At 71.9% G+C, this 14,913-nt stretch carries 15 protein-coding genes; 4 read left to right on the forward strand and 11 right to left on the reverse strand.

Annotation, left to right across the window (positions count from 1 at the left end; translation table 11 throughout):
• Positions 1–285: 285 nt before the first annotated feature.
• Positions 286–558 carry a GlsB/YeaQ/YmgE family stress response membrane protein gene (locus ACFFF6_RS04010; protein WP_376978431.1) on the reverse strand — a complete coding sequence of 91 codons (273 nt, stop codon included), beginning with the start codon at positions 556–558 and terminating at the stop codon, positions 286–288.
• Positions 559–817: 259 nt separating this feature from the next.
• Between ACFFF6_RS04010 and ACFFF6_RS04015 the strand changes: the two genes are divergently transcribed.
• Positions 818–2,050 carry an aminotransferase class V-fold PLP-dependent enzyme gene (locus ACFFF6_RS04015; protein WP_376978433.1) on the forward strand — a complete coding sequence of 411 codons (1,233 nt, stop codon included), beginning with the start codon at positions 818–820 and terminating at the stop codon, positions 2,048–2,050.
• A gap of 3 nt (positions 2,051–2,053) precedes the next feature.
• Here the strand turns inward: ACFFF6_RS04015 and recQ are convergent, their stop codons facing one another.
• Positions 2,054–3,895, reverse strand: a complete 1,842-nt coding sequence (recQ, locus tag ACFFF6_RS04020) for a DNA helicase RecQ (RefSeq protein WP_376978784.1) — start codon at positions 3,893–3,895, stop codon at positions 2,054–2,056.
• Between the two features lie 291 nt (positions 3,896–4,186).
• Here recQ and ACFFF6_RS04025 point away from each other — a divergent pair, with 291 nt between their 5' ends.
• A complete protein-coding gene (locus ACFFF6_RS04025; RefSeq protein WP_376978435.1) occupies positions 4,187–4,966 on the forward strand; it encodes a GolD/DthD family dehydrogenase in 780 nt (259 codons plus the stop codon).
• On the opposite strand, the gene dhaL is transcribed toward ACFFF6_RS04025, so the two are convergent.
• Entirely contained in the window at positions 4,953–5,618 is a 666-nt protein-coding gene (gene dhaL, locus ACFFF6_RS04030; protein WP_376978437.1) for a dihydroxyacetone kinase subunit DhaL, read from the reverse strand. The genes ACFFF6_RS04025 and dhaL overlap by 14 nt on opposite strands.
• A gap of 217 nt (positions 5,619–5,835) precedes the next feature.
• On the opposite strand from dhaL, the gene ACFFF6_RS04035 reads away from it, so the two are divergent.
• Both ACFFF6_RS04035 and ACFFF6_RS04040 read left to right on the forward strand, forming a co-directional pair.
• Entirely contained in the window at positions 5,836–7,437 is a 1,602-nt protein-coding gene (locus ACFFF6_RS04035) for a helix-turn-helix transcriptional regulator (RefSeq protein ID WP_376978438.1), read from the forward strand.
• A gap of 108 nt (positions 7,438–7,545) precedes the next feature.
• Positions 7,546–7,836, forward strand: coding sequence for a hypothetical protein (locus ACFFF6_RS04040; protein WP_376978441.1), 291 nt, complete (start codon positions 7,546–7,548; stop codon positions 7,834–7,836).
• 31 nt (positions 7,837–7,867) lie between these two features.
• On the opposite strand, the gene ACFFF6_RS04045 is transcribed toward ACFFF6_RS04040, so the two are convergent.
• The 8 genes from ACFFF6_RS04045 to ACFFF6_RS04080 all read right to left on the reverse strand — a co-directional run bounded on the left by ACFFF6_RS04045 (position 7,868) and on the right by ACFFF6_RS04080 (position 14,881).
• Positions 7,868–9,133: an MFS transporter gene (locus tag ACFFF6_RS04045; RefSeq protein ID WP_376978443.1), complete on the reverse strand. Its 1,266-nt coding sequence runs from the start codon at positions 9,131–9,133 to the stop codon at positions 7,868–7,870.
• Positions 9,134–9,321: 188 nt separating this feature from the next.
• The gene (locus ACFFF6_RS04050; protein WP_376978445.1) at positions 9,322–9,444 is read right to left on the reverse strand and encodes a hypothetical protein; all 123 of its coding nucleotides are present in this window, start codon (positions 9,442–9,444) and stop codon (positions 9,322–9,324) included.
• Positions 9,435–9,584, reverse strand: coding sequence for a hypothetical protein (locus ACFFF6_RS04055; protein ID WP_376978447.1), 150 nt, complete (start codon positions 9,582–9,584; stop codon positions 9,435–9,437). The genes ACFFF6_RS04050 and ACFFF6_RS04055 overlap by 10 nt, the downstream gene beginning before the upstream one ends.
• 93 nt (positions 9,585–9,677) lie before the next feature.
• Positions 9,678–10,751, reverse strand: a complete 1,074-nt coding sequence (locus ACFFF6_RS04060; RefSeq protein WP_376978449.1) for an ABC transporter ATP-binding protein — start codon at positions 10,749–10,751, stop codon at positions 9,678–9,680.
• Positions 10,751–11,569, reverse strand: coding sequence for a carbohydrate ABC transporter permease (locus tag ACFFF6_RS04065; protein WP_376978451.1), 819 nt, complete (start codon positions 11,567–11,569; stop codon positions 10,751–10,753). The genes ACFFF6_RS04060 and ACFFF6_RS04065 overlap by 1 nt, the downstream gene beginning before the upstream one ends.
• On the reverse strand, positions 11,566–12,480 hold the full coding sequence (locus tag ACFFF6_RS04070; RefSeq protein WP_376978453.1) for a carbohydrate ABC transporter permease: 915 nt from the start codon (positions 12,478–12,480) through the stop codon (positions 11,566–11,568). Before ACFFF6_RS04070 ends, ACFFF6_RS04065 begins: the two co-directional genes overlap by 4 nt.
• 4 nt (positions 12,481–12,484) lie before the next feature.
• A complete protein-coding gene (locus tag ACFFF6_RS04075) occupies positions 12,485–13,837 on the reverse strand; it encodes a sugar ABC transporter substrate-binding protein (RefSeq protein ID WP_376978455.1) in 1,353 nt (450 codons plus the stop codon).
• A gap of 27 nt (positions 13,838–13,864) precedes the next feature.
• Positions 13,865–14,881: a Gfo/Idh/MocA family protein gene (locus tag ACFFF6_RS04080; protein ID WP_376978456.1), complete on the reverse strand. Its 1,017-nt coding sequence runs from the start codon at positions 14,879–14,881 to the stop codon at positions 13,865–13,867.
• Positions 14,882–14,913: the final 32 nt, after the last annotated feature.

Genomic DNA, 14,913 nt, shown 5'->3' on the forward strand with positions numbered 1-14,913 from the left:
TCACCCGCTCTCCTGCATTCCAGGACACACCCCCGCCACGCCCGGGCGAAGACGACCACCCCCCCCGACCGCGGGGGGCTCCCGTCCCGGAGGGCCTGTTACCGTCCCGGAACACGATGATGGGGGCCCTGTTTCAGGGCCCCCTCTTTTTGTGCGCGTCACGCCCCGACGAAGCTCCTCCAGGACCCGCAGGAGACAGCGACGCGGCCCGCGGCGGGGTGCCGCGGGCCGCTTTCCTGGATGATCACGCCGGCCCCGCACAGCAGCGGGGAACGGAGCTGCGCGTCAGCCGCGGTCCTTCGTGATCAGACCCCACACGAAGGAGAACACGAGCGCGCCGATCACCGCGATCGCGAGGGAACCCCAGGACCACGGGTCCGACAGGACCGCGCCCATTCCCTTCCCTCCCAGCAGCCCGAAGAGCAGCCCGCCGACGAACGCGCCGATGACGCCGAGGATGATGGTCGCGAGCCATCCCCCTCCCTGCTTCCCAGGCAGGATGAGCTTCGCGAGCGCGCCGGCGATCAGTCCGACGACGATCCAGCCGATGATGACCATGTGGTGGCTCCAATCCCTGGGGTGTCCTGCATGTCGGCACCACCGTAGCGGCCTGGCTCCGTCCGCGGACGCTGCCGACCCCGTGGTCGGCAGGGGCGCGGACGCCAGGCTGTCCCTCCCGGGCGAGTCCTCGGCGTCCCGGGCTGCGAGGCGCTGCCACGGCCCTCGAGGTGAAGCGGGTGAGACGAGCGGGCAGGGCGGTCGGGTGCTGCTGGATCATGGCTCGGCGGGGTGCGTCCCGCCGGAACGGGAGGATGTCATGACGGAGCTGATCGCGCAGGAGGTCCGGACCGCGGACCCCGTGCTGAGGACGCGCGAAGGGAGGTCGGCCCGGGAGCTGTGGGACCTCGACCCTGCCTTCCGGCATCTGAACCACGGCTCCTTCGGTGCGGTGCCGCGCGCCGTCCTCGATCACCAGGCGGCCTCGCGGGAGGCGATGGAGACCAACCCGGTGCGCTGGTTCAGCACGCTGGCCGACCGCCTCGTCGGCGTCCGCCGCGACATGGCCGCTCGACTCGGTGTCGGCGCATCTGACCTCGTGATGGTCACCAATGCGAGCGCCGGCGCCTCGGTCGTATACCGCGCTGTGGTGCAGCGCGGACGGCCTGTGCATGCCCTGGTGACCGACCACGGCTACGGCGCCGTCACGATGGGGGCCGAACGCGCAGCCCGCGAGAGCGGCGGCAGCCTCGCCGTCCTGCCGATCCCGCTGTCCGCCTCCGACGACGAGGTCCTGACGCTGTTGACGCAGCATCTGCGGGAGCACCGGACGGATCTGCTGGTCATCGACCAGGTGACATCCGCGACCGCACGACGCCTGCCCGCTGCGGAGGCCGCTCGCCTCGCCCACGAGCACGGCGCCCTCGTGCTGGTCGACGGCGCCCACGCCCCCGGCGCCCTTCCCGACCCCGTGATCCGGGAGGCCGATGCCTGGATCGGGAACCTCCACAAATTCTGGTGCGCTCCGCGCGGAACCGCGGTCCTGGTCCGCGGCACCGAGGCGCTGGACCTGTTCCCGCTGGTGGATTCGTGGGGCGGTCGCGCCGGATACCCCGAGCGCTTCGACCATCAGGGCACCGCCGATGTCACCGCCTGGTTCAGCGCCGGGCACGCCTACGACCATCTCGAGGCCGAGCTCGGCTGGGAGCGGATCCGTGGCCACGCCGAGGCGATGATGCGGCGTGCCGAGGAGGAGATCGGACAGGCGCTGCGCGACGTCGGTGTCGAGGAGCCCGTCGCCGACGTCGGCACCGGCTTCGGGCCGATGCGCCTGCTGCGCCTGCCCGGTGCGGCGCGTTGGGACCACGATGCCGTCGACGCGCTCCGGGTCCCGTTCATGGAGGCCACCGGCTGCATCGGTGCCTTCACCGAGTTCCACGGCGAAGGGTTCCTGCGCATCTCCGCCGCCCCGTACACGACCGCCGAGGACCTCTCCGTGATGGCGGACAGGGGTGTGCCTCTGCTCGCGGAGGTCGCCGCGCGCCGCGGCTGAGGCTCAGGCGTTCGCGTCCTCGAGCACCTCGAGGACCGCCTCGGCGTATTCGGCGAGCTTCTTCGCGCCCACCCCGCTGACGTTCCCGAGCTGCGCCGCCGTGGACGGTCGCGCCTCGAGGATCCCCACGAGCGTGGCATCGGAGAACACCATGTACGGCGGGATCTGCTTCTCCTTCGCGACGGAGGTCCGCCAGGCCCGCAGGGCCTCGAAGACCTCGCGCTGCGCGGGCTCGAGCGCATCGGCCGCCCGGGGCGCTCCCGCGGTGCTGCTCGCGCCCCGGGGCCGCTGCGTCTTCGCGGGCCTCCGGTCAACCGCGAGCTCGACCGTCTGCTCGCCGCGCAGGACGGGCCCGGCCAGCGGACCCGGTACGAGCACGCCGTACTCGCCCTCCGCCTCCACGATGCCGCGGGCCAGCAGCTGACGCAGCGCCGTGCGCCACTCCCGCTCCGACAGCTCCGTGCCGATGCCCCACACGCTCAGCTCCTCGTGGCGGGACTGGCGGGAGCGGTCGGACTCGCGGCCCAGCAGCACGTCGATCACATGCCCGGAGCCGAACTTCTGGCCGCGTTCGCGGTCCAGCCGGATCAGGGCCGAGAGCAGCTTCTGCGCGGCCACGCTCGCGTCCCAGGTCTCCGGCGGGTTCAGGCACGTGTCGCAGTTCCCGCACGGCTGCGAGTCCTGCCCGAAGTATCGCAGCAGCTGCACCCGCCGACACGTGACCGTCTCGCACAGGGCCAGCATCGCGTCCAGATGCGCCCGGGCGCTACGCTTGTGCTGCTCGGAGCCCTCGCCGGCGTCGATGAAGCGCCGCTGGTTGACCACGTCGCCCAGACCGTAGGCCATCCAGGCGGTCGAGGGGAGGCCGTCGCGCCCGGCGCGGCCCGTCTCCTGGTAGTAGCCCTCGATCGACTTGGGCAGGTCCAGGTGCGCGACGAAGCGGACGTCCGGCTTGTCGATGCCCATGCCGAAGGCGATGGTCGCCACGACGACCAGGCCGTCCTCGCGCAGGAAGCGCTCCTGATGCTCCTGCCGGACCCGTGCGTCGAGACCCGCGTGGTAGGGGAGGGCGGCCACGCCATGATCGACCAGCCAGCGAGCCGTCTCCTCCACGCCGCGCCGCGACATGCAGTACACGATGCCCGCATCGCCCTCGTGCTCGGCGCGGATCAGCCGCAGCAGCTGATCGCGTGCGCGGTCCTTCGGCTCGATGCGGTACTGGATGCCCGGCCGGTCGAAGCTCGACACGAAGTGCCGGGCACGCCCCAGCTGGAGCCGCTCGGTGATGTCCCGGTGCGTCTCGCGGGTCGCCGTGGCCGTGAGCGCGATCCGCGGCACCCGGGGGAAGGCCTCCGCGAGCACGCTCAGGCCCAGGTAGTCGGGCCGGAAGTCGTGGCCCCACTGGGACACGCAGTGGGCCTCGTCGATCGCGAACAGCGCGAGGCCTGACTGTGCCTCCGCCCGCTGCAGCAGCTGCACGGTGCGCGGCAGGACCAGCCGCTCCGGCGCCATGTACAGCAGGTCCAGCTCCCCGGCCAGCAGGTCCTGCTCCACCTTCCGGACCTGCTCGAGGTCGAGGGTCGAGTTCAGGAAGGCCGCCTGGATGCCCACGGCTTCGAGCGCGGCGACCTGGTCGGCCATCAGCGCGATCAGCGGGGACACGACGATGCCGGTGCCCTCCCGGACCAGCGCAGGGATCTGGTAGCACAGGGACTTCCCGCCGCCGGTGGGCATGAGCACGACCGCGTCGCCGCCGCTCGCGACCTGCTGGATGATGGCCGCCTGGTCGCCGCGGAACGCGTCGTAGCCGAAGACGTGCTGCAGCGCCGCGAGCGCCTCCGTCATGACGTCCTCCGCGGGCGCGGGCGAGGCCGGGGGAGCAGCGGTCACGGGGAGGTCGTCCATGCCCTCCAGCCTAGGCGGAGCGGTCCGGCCGCGCGGTCGACGGGCGGTGCGATGTGGATGACGGAGCGGGGCGGCGGACGCCGCGGATGCGCCGGCGGGGCCGTTCGGCTGCCGCCTGCTCCGGCTCCGCCGCTGCCCGGCTGCTACCGTATGCCCGACTCGCGGGCCTCCTTCCGGTCGTGGTCCGCGCCGTCCGGTCCCGGATCACAACCCGTCGAGGAGCACGAAGACATGCACCGCGAACACGTCAGCACAGCAGCCTCACGCGCGGACGGCGCCTTCACCGGCAGGATCGCGGTCATCACGGGAGCGGCGAGCGGTATCGGCCGGACCGTGGCCGAGCATCTGGCCGCGCGCGGCGCCCGGATCGTCGGCGTCGATCTGAACGATGCCGTCGGCTCCGTCATGGCGGAGCTCCCGGGCGAGGGCCACCTGGCCCTCGTGCGGAACCTCGCCGACCCGCAGGCGGCGACCACCGCGATCGAGGAGACCGTCCGCGAGGTCGGCGTCCCCCACATCCTCGTGAACTCCGCGGGCCTGGCGCTGCTGGATCCCGCCGTCGACGTCACCCCCGACCGCTGGCAGCTCACCCTGGACGTGAACCTCAGCGGCACCTTCTACATGGCGCAGGCCGCCGGCCGGGTCATGCTCGAGGCCGGCTACGGCCGCATCATCAACCTCGCCTCGCAGGCCTCCGTGATCGGCCTCGACCAGCATGCCGCCTACTGTGCGAGCAAGGCCGCGGTCGTCGGGCTGACGCATGTGCTCTCCCTCGAATGGGCCGGCCGCGGCGTCACCGTCAACGCCGTGTCCCCGACCGTCGTGGAGACGCCGCTCGGGAAGGCGGCCTGGGCGGGGGAGCGCGGCGAGAAGGCGAGAGCCGCGATCCCCGCGGGACGCTTCGCCCAGCCGGAGGAGGTCGCCGCCCTCATCGCATTCCTCGCCGGGGAGGAGGCGGCGATGATCACCGGCAGCAACTACCTGCTGGACGGCGGGTTCACGACCGTGTGATCGGGGCCGCCGACGAGCCGAGCGCCGCCTCGGCCAGGCACTCCATCAGGAGGGCGGCGCTCGCGCTGCCCGGGTCGACATGGCCGATGGACCGCTCGCCCAGCAGGGAGGCGCGCCCCTTGCGGGCCTCGAGCATCCGGGCAGCGTCCCGGCCCGCGGCGGCGGCGACCGCTGCGGCCTGCGCGGCGGCGGCGACGTCCCCGCCGGCCGCGGCCTCCCCCTCGAAGGCCGCGACCGCGGGGGAGAGCGCGTCGACCAGGGTCTTGTCCCCGACCTCCGCCCTGCCGCGCAGCACGAGCCCCTCCAGGCCCGCGCGCAGCGCCGCCCCGAGGCCGCGGGCATCGAGCTCCGTCACCGCCCCGGCTTCCCGGGACATGCGCAGGAAGAACGTCCCGTACAGCGGGCCGGCCGCGCCGCCCACGGAGCTGACCAGCGTCGTCCCCGCACGCAGGAGCAGCTCCGAGGCCGTCCGCGGGGTCTGCGCCGCGAGGGACTGGGCGACCGAGCGGGTTCCGCGCACCATGTTCGCCCCGTGATCCGCGTCCCCGATCGCCGCGTCGAGCGAGGTCAGCAGCGCCTCCTGCGCATCGACCTCCCGGGCGAAGGCGGTCAGCCAGGCCGTGAGGTCCTCGAGCGACAGGGACGTGGTCATGGGGACGAGCCTACTCGGCGCAGGCGTCGGCGCCTGCGCCGGGTCCGGGCGTCGGCGCCGCGGACCAGGGCCGCGCGGTATCGGCCGTCCCACGGGGGTGGGGAGGAGGTGGCTCACGGGCGGATCCGGGAGGTCCCGGGGGTCTTGCGACGAACTGCATCGGCCCCGTGCGGGAGACTGGGTGGAGGCAGGGGCACGACGAGATGAGGGGCAGGACGTGGACGAAGGGCAGGTCGGAGGCGCCGCGGGCCGGGATCTCCGCCAGGAGCTGCGGCGGCTGCGCGGCGGGAACGACCTGGACGCGCTCGCGACCTTCCTGGACCGGTCCTACTACCGGGCGATGCTCGCCGAGCCCGAGCTGCTGGCGGAGGTCCTCGAGTCCCCGGCGTGCGCCCGGATCCCCGCGCATTCCCGTCACGCCCTCACGCTCGCGCTGACCCGGCACTCCCTCCCGCTGCCCGATGTGGTCATCACCCGTTTCGAGCGCTGGGTGGCGGCACAGCCGCACCCCGAGCTGCGGGACCGTCTGGGCGTGCGCTCGATCCGGCTGCACCGCATGCTCTTCGAGGGCAGCTACGGGCCGGCCGATCAGCTGGCCGATGAGCTCCTCGCCGAGCTCAGCACCTCGACCGATCGCGTCGGCATCCAGGACGTGATCCCCATCGTCCTCATGAACGTGGGCACCACCAAGCTGCTCGGCGGGCGTGCGGCCGAGGCGATCGGGGCGCTGCGCGGGGCCATGCGCTGGGCGGAGGCGAACGGCGGGCACCCGGCCGCCGGGCACGCCCAGACCTTCATCGGCCTCGTCCACGTCCTCGCCGCCGACTTGGAACGGGCGGAGCAGATCCTTCCGGACCCCGTGGCGGACCCGCACGGCCCCGAGGGCGGACGGCTGCGCATGTGGAGCGGCATCGCCGTGCTGACCCGCGGCCTGCTGCACGTCGCCCGCGGAGAGCACGAGCAGGCGCGGGAGGAGCTCGCCCGCGCCGGGCAGCTCGACCCGGAGACCGACGAGGACCTCTTCGGACAGTACTGGTGGCTGCCGGTGCATGTGCGATCCCGCCTGGACCTGCATGAGGACCCGGCCGCAGGGGTGCTGCATCTGCGCCGACAGCTCGAGGACCACTACTCCTCCGCGCGCCCCGACGCCTACCCCGGAGCGCTGCTGCGCGCCGACCTCGCCGACCTGCTGCAGGCCGCCGGGGCTCTCGACGAGGCGGGCCAGGTCCTCGACGAGGCGGAGAGCGCGGAGCCCGAGGACGCCCACGTCGCGCACCGGCCCCCGCAGCTGGTCGCGAGCCGCGCCCGCCTGCTGTGGCTCCTTCACGAGACGGCCGCGCTCGAGACGCTCCTGGGGACGATCGGCCGCTTCAGCGCGCTCAGCTCACCTGAGCTCGATGTGATCCGGCTGCTGCGCCAGCGCACCGGCACGGCCGGCTGGACGCTGCGCGAGGGCGATCCGCTGTGCGCTGCGATTCGCGGTCGCGGGCCGGCCGCCGAGCTCGCGCTCCTGCCCGCCGCCCTGCGCGAGCAGCTCTTCGGCGCGGACCCGGTGCCGCAGCTGAGCAGCCCCTATCCCCGGACCGAGGTCGTCGTCCTCACCCGCGGGGAGCGCGAGCTCCTCGGCAGCCTCGAGGAGGGCGACAGCATCGCCGACGCCGCCCGCCGCCTCCACGTCTCCCCGCACACCGTCAAGACCCGGCTGCGCGACATGTACCGCAAGGCCGGCGTCCACTCCAAGGCCGAGCTGCTGCGCAAGCGCGCCGTGCTCCTGGGCGGAGCGCGCAGGGCTGAGCCGGGCTCGCCGCCCGCCTCGTGAATGCACCGGTCTCCTCGAAGCACGAGCGCGCGGCTCCCGCGACTCGGCTGTCCTCGGATGTCGGTGCCGTGTCCGATGATCGGGGCACGCGATCGAAGGAGGACTCCGATGAGCTTCGCGGCGGACGACCCGTGGAACGTGGGCCCTGATCCCCTCGCGCACGGGGACATCGCGGATGAGCACGCCGACGCCTATGCGCTCTCCAGGCTGTCGCAGCTCGCGATGCGTCGCGCAGGATTCGTGCTCGAGGCGGACGAGGCCGCTGCCCTGGACGAATGGCTCGCGGACCTCCGTGCCGTGGGTGCCGTGATCGACTATCTGCCGAGGACCCGCCAGGGCTTCTTCCTCGTCTACGCCCGGGACGGTATCGACACCGACGTGGTGCGGGCACCGAGCTGAGCCCCCGGGGGTAGACGATGCCCGCCCCGGCTCAGCAGACCGCGGGCACCTCGCCGGTCATGGTGGGGGCCGGCACGGCATGCGTCGCGCTCGCCGCCCGGCGGCTCAGCTCCCGCCGGTGCAGCAGGAGCGAGGCGGACGCGACGATGAGGCCTGCGAGGGCCAGCACCACGCCCGTCCAGGCGGGGGCGAGCAGGCCCAGCCCCGCGGCGAGGACGGCGGCGCCGAGCGCCGCGCCCAGGGAGTTGCCGATGTTCAGCGCCGAATGATGCAGAGCGGCCGCGAGCGAGGGAGCGTCGGGCGAGGCGTCCAGCAGGAACAGCTGCAGAGACGGCCCCATGAGCTGGGAGGTCACGGCGATCGCGAACAGCAGCGCCATCCCGGCGACCGCGCTGTGCGCGACCAGGGCGAACACGGCGAGGCTCGCCGCCATGCCCACCAGGCCCAGGAAGATCGTGCCGTAGACGCTGCGGTCCGCGAGCCGGCCCGCGACGATGTTGCCGGCCGTCATGCCCACGCCGAACACGAACAGCGCCACCGGCACGGCGCCCACGCCGAGGCCCAGCACGCCCGGGACGATCTCGCCGATGTAGCTGTACACCGCGAACATCCCGCCGAAGCCGATCGCGCCGATGCCTAGGCCCAGCCACACCTGCGGACGCTGCAGCGCCCGCAGCTCTCCGCGGATCGAGCCGCCGGTCGCGGTGCCCTCCGGCTCGGGGACCAGGCGCCAGATCGCGAGGGTGCTCGCCAGCGCGATGACGACGACGATGAGGTAGGCCGCGCGCCAGCCGACCTGCTGCCCGAGAGCGGTCGAGGCCGGGACCCCCAGCATCGTCGCGACGGTCAGGCCCAGCATCACCAGGGACACGGAGCGGGCGCGCCGGTTCGCGGGCGACAGCCGCGCCGCGACGAGGGAGGCGACGCCGAAGAAGGCGCCATGGGGCAGCCCGGCCACGAAGCGGGCGCCCGCGAGGACCGGGAAGCTCATGGCGATCGCGGACAGCAGATTTCCCAGGCCGATCAGGGCGATCAGCAGCACAAGCAGCTGGGAGCGCGGCATGCGCACCGCGGCGATCGTCACGAGCGGCGCCCCGATCACGACGCCCAGCGCGTACAGGGTGATGAGCATGCCCGCCTGCGGCACGCTCACCTCGAGGGAGCCGGCGATCTGCGGCAGCAGGCCCATCGAGGCGAACTCGGTGGTGCCGATCGCGAAGGCGCCCAGCGCCATCGCGAGGATCACCAGGCGCAGACGGCCGGGAGAGAGCGGGGCCTGCCCGGAGACAGCGGGCACGGGTGCGGAAGGCGAGGTCAACGGCTTCTCCAGCGCGAGAGGGGCGGGGTATCGCTGCCGACGCTGGAAGCGGTGTGGACCGGTCGATCGTATAGGCGGTGGCGGGGATGGCTCAAGGGTGGGGTGATGGGGTACGCGGCGGCGCTCCGATGTCCGGGCGTTCCGCGAGGAGCCCTCGGATCCGGGGGTCACTCTCCGAGACCGGAGAGGAAGCCGGCCTCATAGGCGTCCAGCAGCGAGGACGCGACATCGCTGCGCATTTCGCGGATCAGCTCGGCGCGCTCCGGGGTCACCGACGTCGTCAACAGCACCGTGCGGGAGTCGTGAGGCAGGAGTGCCAGGTCGCGGTGATGCCGTGCTGTTCGAGTCGGCGGCGCACAGCAGGCATGAAAGGACCGTGCATGCCGCGCATGCGTTCAATCCGCGGTGCGTGCTCGATGAAGATGGACATCGGCGAATCCTGAAGAGTGATCGGGCAGGACGGCCGACCCGCCGGGGACGGTGTCGGGTCCTCGTCCCCGGCGCTCGGCGGCGTCGGTCGCGCTCACAGCCGCAGATGCGTCTCCGCGTCGAACACGTGCGGCGCCGCGGCCCGGGCATCGAGGCGCACCGGGTCGCCGGGGGCGAAGGACGAGAAGCCGGCCTCCCGCACGACGAACTCCCCGCCGGCGATGCGGAGCATGATGTCCGTGGCGTTGCCGAGCGGCTCGACCACGAGGACGGTGCCGTCGTTCTCGGCCGCGGTGCCCGCGACCAGGGCGCACTCGGTGGGGCGCAGGCCCAGCCGCACAGCGCTGCGCTCGCCGAGATCGGCATCCGGCACGTCCACCTCGAGGGAGGTCCCCTCCAGCCGCACCCGGTGCGGGCCGATCACGGCGGCGTCGACGATGTTCATCCGCGGCTTGCCGACGAAGCCGGCGACGAACTCGGTCGCCGGGGTCCGGTAGATCTCCGCGGGCGTCCCGTACTGCTCGAGCCGGCCGGCGCTCATGACGGCGATCCGGTCCGAGAGGCTCATCGCCTCCTCCTGGTCGTGGGTGACGTACACGCTGGTCGCGCCGATCTCCGCGTGGAGGATCTTCAGCTCCGCCCGCGTCTTGTCACGCAGCAGGGCGTCGAGGTTCGACAGCGGCTCGTCGAAGAGCAGCACCCCGGGACGGCGCGCGATCGCCCGCGCGAGCGCGACCCGCTGACGCTGCCCTCCGGAGAGCGCCTTCGGCCGGCGCCCCAGATGGTTCTCGAGCTCGAGCTTCGTGGCCGCCTCGCGGACGCGCTGCTCGATCTCCGCCTTGGGGAGCTTGCGCATCCGCAGGCCGAAGGCGATGTTGTCCGCCACGCTCAGGTGCGGGTAGAGCGCGTAGTCCTGGAACACGAAGGCGAGGTCGCGCTTGTGCGGCTCGAGGTCCTCCACGGCTCGTCCGTCGACGATGATCGAGCCGTCGGTGACGGACTCGAGCCCCGCGATCATGTTCAGCGTCGTGGACTTCCCGCAGCCCGAGGGCCCCAGCAGCGAGACGAAGCTGCCGTCGGGGATGGTGTACGTCAGGTGCTCCACGGCGTACCGGTCGTCCTTCGGGGAGTACTTCTTGCTGACTCCCTGCAGCTGGATCTCTGCCATCAGCCCTTCACGGCTCCTTCGGTGATTCCTTGGACGATCCACTTCTGCGCGAGGAGCGCGAGCACCAGCACGGGCAGCGCGGTGATCACGCCGGCGGTGGCGGCCGCTGTGTAGTCCATGGCGAAGATGCCCTGGAAGGCGGCGGTGCGCACCGGCAGAAGCGGCGTGCTGTTCGAGGTGAGGACCTTCGCGAGGAAGAAGTCGCTCCATGCGGTGATGAACGCGAAGATCGAGGTGGCGGCCAGTCCCGGCCCGGACAGCGGCAACACCACGCGCCGCACGATGCCCAGGCGCGTGCAGCCGTCGATCCGGGCGGCCTTCTCGAGGTTCACCGGGATCGATTCGAAGAAGCTGACCATCATCCAGATCACCAGCGGCAGGATGAACGCCGTGTAGGTGAGGATCATCCCGAGCATCGAGTCGTACAGGCCGAATGCTCGCAGCAGCACGAACAGCGGCACCGCGAGGACCACGGCCGGGATCGCCTGCACCGCCATCATCCCCAGCAGCAGCGTCTGCTGCCCGCGGAAGCGGAACCGGGCGAACACGTACGCGCACAGCGAGCCCAGCGCCATGCAGATGAGCGTCGTCGCCGAGGCGACGACCAGGGAGTTCCGGATCGGCACCAGGAAGGAGCTGTCCGAGAGCAGGGACGCGTAGCTGGCGAGGGTGAGGTCCGCCGGGGAGAGGTCCATCCGCTCGGAGCGCAGGTTGCTCGAGGGGAAGACGCTGTAGAGGACCATCCAGCCGAACGGGACGACGAGGTACAGCATGAGCAGCACGACGAGCGCGCGGTGGATCACGGTGCGGGCGATCATGCGGACTTCTCCTTCCTCCGGCCCAGCACCAGGATCCAGAGGATCGTCGTGGCGATCACGAGGCCCATGATGACGATCGACATGGCGGCGCCGTAGCCGCGGTCCAGGTAGCTGAAGGTGGTCAGGTAGGCGAGGAAGTTGACGGTCGTGGTCGCCTCCGCCGGCCCGCCGGAGCCGCCGGTGAGCACGTAGATCGTGTCGAAGACCTTGATCGACCACATGGACTGGACGATGAACAGGAACATGAGCGTCCCGCGCAGGTTGGGGAGCGTCACCTTCCAGAACTGCGCCCATCGGCCGGCGCCGTCGATCGCCGCCGCGCGGTAGATGTTCGCGGGGATCGCCTGCATCGAGGCGATCGTCATGAGCGCCAGGAACGGCGTGAGCTTCCAGACCTCGGACAGGATGAGCACGCCCATGATCAGCTGCGGGTCCGCGAGCCATTGGACGGGGCGGTCGATGAGCCCCAGGCCCGACAGGACGGAGTTCGCGACCCCGTAGGTGCCGTCGAAGACGAGCTTCCACATGATGCCGTTGACGACCGGCGGCACCGCCCACGGCACCAGCAGCAGCACGCGGGCGAGGTTCCGCCCCCGGAAGGGGTGCTGCAGCAGCCGGGCGATCCCGACGGCGAGGGCCACGCCTCCGACCACGGTGAACAGCGAGAACACGAGGGTGCGCACGAGCGCCTCGCGGAAGTTCGCGTCCGCGGCGATCTGGGCGTAGTTCCACAGGCCCACGAACTGCGTGGCCCCGGGCATCTTGTCGTTCATCTGGTAGAGCGAGAGCATCACCGCGTAGATCAGCGGGTAGAGGAACAGCGCTCCGATGGCGAGGACGGCGGGGGCGGCGGCGAGGACCGCGAACCGGCGGTCCCCGCGCTCCCCGGCCGTGAGGGTGCGGCGTGTCATGCGCTCACCCCATGTACTTCTCGACGATCGGCAGCAGCTCCTGCTGGGCGGTCCTCAGGGCCTCGGCGGGCTCGACCTCCTGGTTCATGGCCCGGAAGACCTGCACGGACAGGAGCTGGTCGAGCTCGTTGGACCACGGGGTCCCGTAGCGCTGGACCGCGTACTCGGTGGCCTGCTGGTAGGTCGTCACCACGGGCAGGGCCTCCGCAGTGGCGGGGTCCTCGAGGGTCTTCTGGGAGACGGGGAACCAGCCCTCCTTCTCGACGATCTGCTTCTGCGCCGTCGCACCGGAGGCGAACTGCAGCCATGCGAGCGCCGCCTGCTTGTTCTTCGAGAAGGCGCTGATCGCGTAGCCCTCGGAGCCGTCGATCGAGGCGGAGCGGACCGTGATCCCGGGGATCAGCCCGTTCCCGGTGGTCTCCGCGGAGGTCGCGGCACCCTCGGCGGTGGCCGAGGCCCACTGGAAGGGCCAGTTGAAGACGGAGGAGGTCCGTCCCTGGGAGAAGACCTCGATGAGGTCCGAGGCATTGGTGATCTGCAGGGAGGCCGGGTCCATGACCTTGTGCAGGTGCAGGAGCTCGACCATCTTCGTCAGACCCTCGATGCCCGCCTCGCTGTCCAGCTGCGGGGTCCAGTCCTTCGTGTAGAGCTCCCCTCCCGCCAGGAGCAGGGAGCGCAGGAAGTTCTGGTAGGCGCCGGCCGGGTTGCCCATGTCGCAGCAGTACCCGTAGCGGCCGTCGACGGTGGTGGCCTTCGCGGCCTGGACGAACTCGTCCCAGGTCTCCGGCACCGCCTCGGGGTCCAGGCCGGCGGCGGCGTAGTGCTCCTTGTTCCAGAACATGGTCTGGACGCTCGCGAACTTCGGCAGGCCGTAGACCGTCGAGTCCCAGGAGACGGCATCCAGAGCGGGACGGACCAGGTCCTCGGGGATCGCCTCCGGGGCGAGCTCCTGGAGCCATCCGGCCTGGCCGAACTCGGCGGAGAACCCGGCCCAGGTCATGATGACGTCGATCGAGGAGTCCTGCGCGGCGAAGGCGGTCGCGAACCGGTCGTGGAGGTCGTTGAAGTTCGCCATCTCGTAGTTCTTGACGATGATGCCCGTCTCCTGCTGGAAGGTCTCGATCAGACCCTCCTTGAACACGAGGTTCGTGTTGTCGTCGAGGATCGAGATCTCCGCGCCCTTCAGGGAGGAGCCGTCCGGGGCGAGGGCGTCGCCGGCGGAGCCCTCCTCGCCGGATCCGGCGCCGTCGGTGCCGGTCGAGGACGGGGGAACGCAGGCGGCGAGGCCCAGGGCGCCGGCGGCGGCCCCTGCTCCCAGGAGGCTGCGGCGGGAGGTGAGGCGGGAGGTGCGAGACATCGCGATCGGTTTCCCTTCAGGAGGTGATCAAGAGGTGATCTGCTGGACGGCACCGGTCTCCAATGACCGGTGGACGGCTTCGATGGCGCGGGTGATGAGCAGGCCGTGCTCGGCGCCGGGGAGGTCGAGATCGGCGCCGCCGACGGCGTCGAGGAAGTCCCGCATCATGTCCGCGGCGACGCCCTGCGGACGGCCGCGGTGGTCATGAGGGAGAGGACCGACGCCGAGGGTGCGCTCGGCGGTGGCGCGGCGGACCCCGGTGTCGTCGATGTCGAGGACGAAGGCATCGGCCTCGGTCTCGACCTCGAAGCGGAACTCGAAGACGGAGGGCTTGCCGAGCGGCTGCACCCAGCCGCTGTCGAGGTCCAGGATCGACCCGTCGGACATGGCGAAGCTCGCGGAGACGCGGTCCCAGGTGTCGACCCCGAGGGAGGGCAGGACGCGCTTGACCCCGCGGGCGTAGACCTCGACGGGCTCGGCCCGGGAGAGCCAGGTGGCCATGTCCAGGGAATGCGGCATGAGGAACCAGGCGGGGCTGGACAGCGCCGCCCAGCCGAGCATCCGCGTGGGCACGAAGACCGTGTCCTGGAGGAGGGCGCGCTGGGAGACGAGCGCGTGGCCGTCTGCGCGCAGCTGCCGGCGCACCGCGGCGAACAGGGGGTTCCAGCGGTTCTCGAAGCCGACGACGATGCGGCCGCCGCCGCGCTCGGCGGCGGCCATGATCCGCTCCGCCTCGGCGGAGGTGGTGGCCAGAGGCTTCTCCACCAGGAGGTCCAGCCCGGCTTCCAAGGCCGCGATCGCGGGCTTCTCATGGGCGAAGTCCGGGGTCGCGACGACGACCGCGTCGATCTGCGCACCGGTCGCGAGCAGCGCCTCGATCGAGTCGTGGGCGGGGACGCCGAGCTCTCCGGCGAGCTGCTGGGCACGGCCCGGATCCGGCTCGCAGATCGCGATGAGATCCGCCGCCGGGTGGTGGTGCGTGGTCTCGGCGAAGATCCGGCCGCGGATGCCTCCGCCGATGATCGCGATGCGGGGGTTGCCCATGGGCGGTACTCCTGTGTACTCGAACGATGGAA

The organism is Brachybacterium hainanense, from assembly GCF_042434575.1.
Classification (GTDB): domain Bacteria; phylum Actinomycetota; class Actinomycetes; order Actinomycetales; family Dermabacteraceae; genus Brachybacterium; species Brachybacterium hainanense.

Coding starts and splice junctions, on each gene's coding strand:
- ACFFF6_RS04010 (WP_376978431.1), bottom strand. CDS start 558: ATGGTCATCATCGGCTGGATCGTCGTCGGACTGATCGCCGGCGCGCTC.
- ACFFF6_RS04015 (WP_376978433.1), top strand. CDS start 818: ATGACGGAGCTGATCGCGCAGGAGGTCCGGACCGCGGACCCCGTGCTG.
- recQ (WP_376978784.1), bottom strand. CDS start 3,895: ATGACGGAGGCGCTCGCGGCGCTGCAGCACGTCTTCGGCTACGACGCG.
- ACFFF6_RS04025 (WP_376978435.1), top strand. CDS start 4,187: ATGCACCGCGAACACGTCAGCACAGCAGCCTCACGCGCGGACGGCGCC.
- dhaL (WP_376978437.1), bottom strand. CDS start 5,618: ATGACCACGTCCCTGTCGCTCGAGGACCTCACGGCCTGGCTGACCGCC.
- ACFFF6_RS04040 (WP_376978441.1), top strand. CDS start 7,546: ATGAGCTTCGCGGCGGACGACCCGTGGAACGTGGGCCCTGATCCCCTC.
- ACFFF6_RS04055 (WP_376978447.1), bottom strand. CDS start 9,584: ATGTCCATCTTCATCGAGCACGCACCGCGGATTGAACGCATGCGCGGC.
- ACFFF6_RS04060 (WP_376978449.1), bottom strand. CDS start 10,751: ATGGCAGAGATCCAGCTGCAGGGAGTCAGCAAGAAGTACTCCCCGAAG.
- ACFFF6_RS04065 (WP_376978451.1), bottom strand. CDS start 11,569: ATGATCGCCCGCACCGTGATCCACCGCGCGCTCGTCGTGCTGCTCATG.
- ACFFF6_RS04070 (WP_376978453.1), bottom strand. CDS start 12,480: ATGACACGCCGCACCCTCACGGCCGGGGAGCGCGGGGACCGCCGGTTC.
- ACFFF6_RS04075 (WP_376978455.1), bottom strand. CDS start 13,837: ATGTCTCGCACCTCCCGCCTCACCTCCCGCCGCAGCCTCCTGGGAGCA.
- ACFFF6_RS04080 (WP_376978456.1), bottom strand. CDS start 14,881: ATGGGCAACCCCCGCATCGCGATCATCGGCGGAGGCATCCGCGGCCGG.